Source organism: Mesorhizobium sp. M7A.F.Ca.CA.004.04.2.1, from assembly GCF_004022825.1.
In the GTDB taxonomy this organism is placed as follows: domain Bacteria; phylum Pseudomonadota; class Alphaproteobacteria; order Rhizobiales; family Rhizobiaceae; genus Mesorhizobium.
In genome coordinates this window covers 1-5,416 of sequence record NZ_RZPH01000352.1, presented here as the reverse complement: position 1 = coordinate 5,416, position 5,416 = coordinate 1, and the positions used below count along the sequence as shown (strand labels likewise).

The window sequence follows — 5,416 nt, the reverse complement described above, 5'->3', positions numbered from 1 at the left end:
CAGCCCGGACAGCACAATGCTTATCGGCATTGAGACGAAAAGGCCTGCCCTCAGATCAGCGAGCTGGTCCTGAAGGATTCTCGCCTCCAGCGGATCTTCTTTTTCCAAGGCTGGACGGGTCAGCTTGCTTACTCCTGCTTGTCCGCAGCCTATGCAGCCCCCCTGAAGGACGGGTTAATTCTTCAATCGGAGATCAGCGTCGGGGAGCAGGATTACTCCGGTGCATCATGCACTCTCTCCCATCGCTCGCCCAGCACGCGCAAAAATGCGACTGCTGGTGCAGTATCACCGCTGGAGCTCCGCCGAAATCCCATGCCGGACAAGGGGAACATGTTGGGCAAAGCGAAGCCCCAGATGCCTTGCAAGCCGTGCCGCCAGGTGGTCTCTGGAGTAGAGTCCAACCAATATGTTCGTTGCATGGTAGAGCGGCGCCGCCGACAGGCGCAGCCGCCTTTCGTATATATGCAGCATGTCGGGGTCGCCAACATTGCGGCCGTCGCGGCACGCAGTCATGATTCCACGGGCGAGTTGCTTCTGGCTGCTGAGACCGATGTTGAACCCGTGAGCGGTCACCGGGTGCATGCCGATGGCAGCGTCGCCGATGAGTGCGGCGCTCGGCGCCCGGAATTTGTGCGCCCAGGTCGTGACCAGCGGATAGGTGTGGCGCTTGCTTGCCAAGGTCATTTTTCCAAGGCGCCCTCGACACCGTTTCGTCAACTCCGACAGGAACAAATCATCATCGAAGGCAAGCAGTCTATAGGCCTCGTTTGAGCGCAATGTGAGCAGCAGCGACGACATGCCCTCCGCTAGGGGCAATATCGCTATCGTCTGATGGTGATCGAACCATTCGATGGCGATCTGGTGGTGGGCGCGCTCGTGCCTCACTCGGCAAATCAGCATCGAGTGGCCAAGCCGGTTGATATCGGCGCCGATGCCTAGCAGATCACGCGTGGCGGACAAACGCGAATCCGCGGCAACAACCAGCCGAGCAGTTAAACGCGCGCCATTAGAGAGCGTTACGACTGCTCCTTCTTGGCTGTTTGTTGCATCGACGACCGAGTGGCCGCACAACAGCCGGGCGCGATCCTGCAAGCGGACGATTTTGAACAGCGCCTCGCGGATCCGGCAATTTGGAACCAAAACCCCCAGCGGTTCTCCAGAGTTGCTGGGAGGATCGAAACGAAGAGCGAATGCGCTCGAGCCGTTGAGCACGCGCGCGCCTTGAAGTGCTGATTTGTCCGAAGCCGGAATGACATCCCAGGCGCCGAGCTCGCGAAGGGTTCTGATCGAAGCGTTGGTCAGCGCGATTTCGCGACCATCGAAAGCCGGATTCGCCAGACTATCGAATGTGTTCTGTTCAACAACTGCCACCTTGAGTTCGCTTTGGGCAAGCGACGCAGCGAACGAAAGGCCGACCGGGCCGGCTCCAACGACAACGATGTCAAAATTATCGTCAGAGCCCATCAGCGTGCCGCCATCCGGTCGCCTATCCTCGTGTAACGGTGAAACTGAGCCGAGTGACATGAGCTCCGTGCCCGCCGCATTGCCTAAAGGCGCTGGGCCGGGAGATTCGCATCGATCGGCAACGAAGCACTCAAAGCGCTCAGAGGTGGATGCGGCTAACCGATCCCGCCCTTTCGCCGCGCAGCCGCGCAGATCGCCGCCAGCAAGCGAGACACTCGCGACGCTGGTCAGCGACGGCCGCGCCGCATCGATCGCCACATTCCACCTGGAACCCTTGCGCATACTACTCACGCTCCACGACGTCGAAGCGGGCTCTCTTGCGAGGGTGAGGGTATCGAACGTAGCGCTCTCTCTCGTCATCCCAGCCAAGGTAGCGGAAACTTTTATCCACGACCGCGCATATCTCATCAAGAACCTGCTGCATGGCTTCGATGTCGATGTCCTTGCAATTCAGTCGCCGATAGAGCAAAGCCCACGCGGCGACATAGTCGTCGAAATAGCGCGCGTCACTCGAACCAATGATCAACTTCGGACGGTTGATCGATCTCGAAAACGCACGTCCCAACCCCGATGATGCTCCGCAGCACGTTGACATCACGAGGATCTTCGGCGCTGGATGCGAGCCCTGGAACATTTTTACGAAGTCAGCCCAAAGAAGGCCACTTCGCCCACTGGACGAAGCGATCCCGTCACCATTGCCGTGCCCGGCGATGTGAAGCACGTCGCACTCCGCCTCCATCGCTCGTACTACAGCCTCACCAAATTTCGTTCGGTTCAACGCCATGTGGAGCTCCGCGCGGATGTTGACAGCCTTTAACAAGTGCTGCACGATCGGTCCCTCTTGCCTGTCGGCGAAGTAGTCATTTGCATTGTGGCAGTCGATGATGTGTACGGTGTTCATGGTACTCCAGCCGCTTGTTCGTTCATCGTCGTGACGAGCGGACACCACGCGCGCGGAACCGCGTGACGTGCGCTGGGTTCCGGTACCGTCGCATAGCCTCAAGGCGCGGGCCGGGAATCGGGATGGATCGGCAACGACGCACACAACCCATCAAAGGCGAAAGCTGTTGATCGGCCCCCCTGTCCGCGCAGCCACGCGGATGGTCAGCCAGCAAGCGAGATACACACGACGCCGGTCAGCTAATGGCTGCGCCGTAAGCACAAGGCATGGCCGACCACACGACAGAAAACCCAGAACCGTGAAGGTGCTGATAATGACGACCAATCTTTCCGTAAGTCATGCATTTCTCCGTCGAAGACTGGTCAATAGACCACACCGATGAGTATGACCCTGATCTGGATCAGCCAGACATGACCAATCGGCACTGGCGGTTCACGGTCAGGTGATCGACCGTGACGTTCCACTTTGGAACCCGTGCGCACATTGCCAAGCTCTCGTCCGGCCACGCGAGGTACTCTCGTGGCATCAGCCGCCTCATACTGGGTGCAATGGTAGGCAGTCCTTCGCACGACAGAGGCTTTTCACAAATGTAGTGTGCAGCTTAGGTCAAGATGGTCATGGAGCATGGAGCATGGAGCATGGACAGCTTGTTCCCGACCGAGCCGGCTCGACTGACGAGCGCGATCCGCGCATCTTATGCACAGCGGATTGAAATCAGCGTTCCGGTTTGTCGTCCCGATCAATTAGTATCCGCTCGGCGGCTCCGTCGAGATCTTCGTATTGACCGCTTCGCAATGCCCAGACGAAGCCGGACACACCCAGTGCACCCAGAAAAAGGGCCACTGGTATGAGATAGAGCAACGTCGTCACGAGGATTATGCCGAATAGCTGACTGCGGAGCGTCCGACTTTTTGAATAACTTGCAGCGTCGCATTCGCCCCGAAGCCGTGCAAGCGCAATGCGTTTCCAATAACAAGCACCGATGAGGCAGACATGGCAATCGCCGCTAACAAAGGCGTGGCGTGGCCCAGGATGGCGATCGGCACGGCGACGGCATTGTAGACGATCGCAATCGCGATGTTCTGGCGGATCAGGTGTCCCGCCTTGCGCGAGACGTCCAGCGCGAGAGGCACTGCCAGAAGGCTTTCGCGCAGGAATACGAAGTCGGCGGCATTGCGGCCAATGTCGGCGGCGGTGGCCGGAGCGATCGAGACATGCGCCGCGCTCAGCGCCGGCGTGTCGTTGAGGCCGTCGCCAACCATCAGAACCTTGTGTCCGTCTTTCGCCAGGGTCTCGATGCGCTCGACCTTGCCCGACGGCAGCAGGCACGGAACGAAGTCGTCGACACCCAGCATTCTTGCAACTTCGCCGCAGGCACCTGCGGTATCGCCCGACAGCATTTGCATCGACACCCCAGTATCGTTCAATCGCTTGATCGCCGCCGCCGCGTCGGCGCGCAGCGCATCCTCGAAATCGAAGGTCGCGACAATGAACCCGTCTTTTGTCAGCACCGTTCCGCCATAGCCATGGTTGCCTTCACCACCGGTCCGGGCCTTCCATCCAGCCCATCCGCGTCGACCCAGCCGCCAGATGCTTCCGGCGACAGTGGCTTCGATCCCGAACCCCGGATGCTCTGTGACGGCATCGAATTTGTGTTGCCCGCCAGGAGCGGCAAAGCCGGTTATGGCCTTTGAAAACGGGTGACGCGAGTGCGCGGCCATGTCTGCCGCGATTGCCAGCATGGCCGGATCGATCGACGATGCATTGAGGAGCCGGGGTTGTCCGAGCGTGAGCGTTCCGGTCTTGTCGAACACTGCGTTATCAATCGTCGCCAGGCGCTCCATGGCCGAACCGTCCTTGACCATGATGCCGTTCTCGAACAGACGCCGCGCGGCGACCACCTGAACGATCGGTACGGCGAGGCCGAGCGCGCACGGGCAGGTGATGATCAGAACGGCAATGGCGATGGTTATCGCCCTATGCCAGTCGCCGGTCACCGCCATCCAGCCAAGGAACGTCGCGAAGGCTGTGAGATGAACCACCGGGGCATAGAGCGCTGAAACGCGATCGGCGATCCGGCGATAATGCGCGCGGCCGCCCTCTGCGGCTTCCATGAGCCGAACCATTTCCGCCAGAAACGAATCTTTCGCGGCGGCTGTCGCCTCAATCGTCAGCGGGCCGGTTAGGTTGAGGACACCAGCCTGCACGGCTTCGCCTGCTGCAACGCTTCGAGGCGTGCTCTCGCCCGAGACAAGCGAACAGTCCAGATCCGATGCCCCTTGAATGATTTTGCCGTCGACGGGTATCCTTTCGCCGGCAGCAATCAGCAGCTGCATCCCTGGTTCGATCTCGCCAACCGGCAGATAGTCGCGTGCGCCGTCGCCGCGCAGCACCATGGCGCCACGTGCGGCCAACTGGGACAGGCCTTTCACGGCGATCCGGGCACGTTCGCGCATCACGTGATCCAACGTGCGGCCGATCAACAGGAAGAACAGCAGCGACACCGATGCATCGAAATAAGCATGGTCGCCATGGTTGATCGTCTCATAGAGGCTCATGGCGTAGGCAAGCGACACCCCGACCGCGATCGGCACGTCCATGTTCATGCGGCCGTGGCGCAACGCATTCCAGGCCGAGCGGAAGAAGATGCCGCCGGCGAAGGCGAGTGCAGGGATGGCGATAAGCGCAGAGACCCAGTGGAACAGGTCGCGGGTAGCGCCTTCGGCACCGGACCAGACAGAGACCGAAAGCAGCATGATATTGCCCGCCGCGAACCCGGCAACCGCGACGGCGCGGATCAACTCCGAAAGCGTCCTGTCCTTTTCATCAATCTCGGGGGCGAAGAGATGCGCCTGGTAGCCGAGCCGTCCAAGCGCGGCGACGAACGGTGGAACCTCGTCGCCACGCCAGCGGACCGAGACCCGTTTCGTCGACAGGTTGACGCGGGCGCTCTCGACGCGATCGAGCGTTCCCAACGCCGTCTCGATCGTCTGGATACAAGCTGCGCAATGAACGCTCGGCACCGAAAGATCGGTTTGGCGGAGATCATCG

4 protein-coding genes are annotated in these 5,416 nt (G+C 60.4%); all 4 read right to left on the bottom strand.

The features are described 5' to 3' along the window. Window positions 1-285: 285 nt before the first annotated feature. Complete coding sequence (gene ubiM, locus EN893_RS16920; protein WP_024502870.1) at window positions 286-1,467, bottom strand: 5-demethoxyubiquinol-8 5-hydroxylase UbiM; 1,182 nt, start codon at window positions 1,465-1,467, stop codon at window positions 286-288. A gap of 280 nt (window positions 1,468-1,747) precedes the next feature. After that, entirely contained in the window at window positions 1,748-2,365 is a 618-nt protein-coding gene (locus EN893_RS16915) for a hypothetical protein (protein WP_024502869.1), read from the bottom strand. A 714-nt stretch (window positions 2,366-3,079) separates the two neighbouring features. Beyond that, window positions 3,080-3,235, bottom strand: coding sequence for a cbb3-type cytochrome oxidase assembly protein CcoS (gene ccoS / locus EN893_RS16910; protein ID WP_081714250.1), 156 nt, complete (start codon window positions 3,233-3,235; stop codon window positions 3,080-3,082). Window positions 3,236-3,240: 5 nt separating this feature from the next. Beyond that, a partial coding sequence (locus EN893_RS16905) for a heavy metal translocating P-type ATPase (RefSeq protein WP_128361658.1) occupies window positions 3,241-5,416 on the bottom strand: 2,176 nt, incomplete at its 5' end.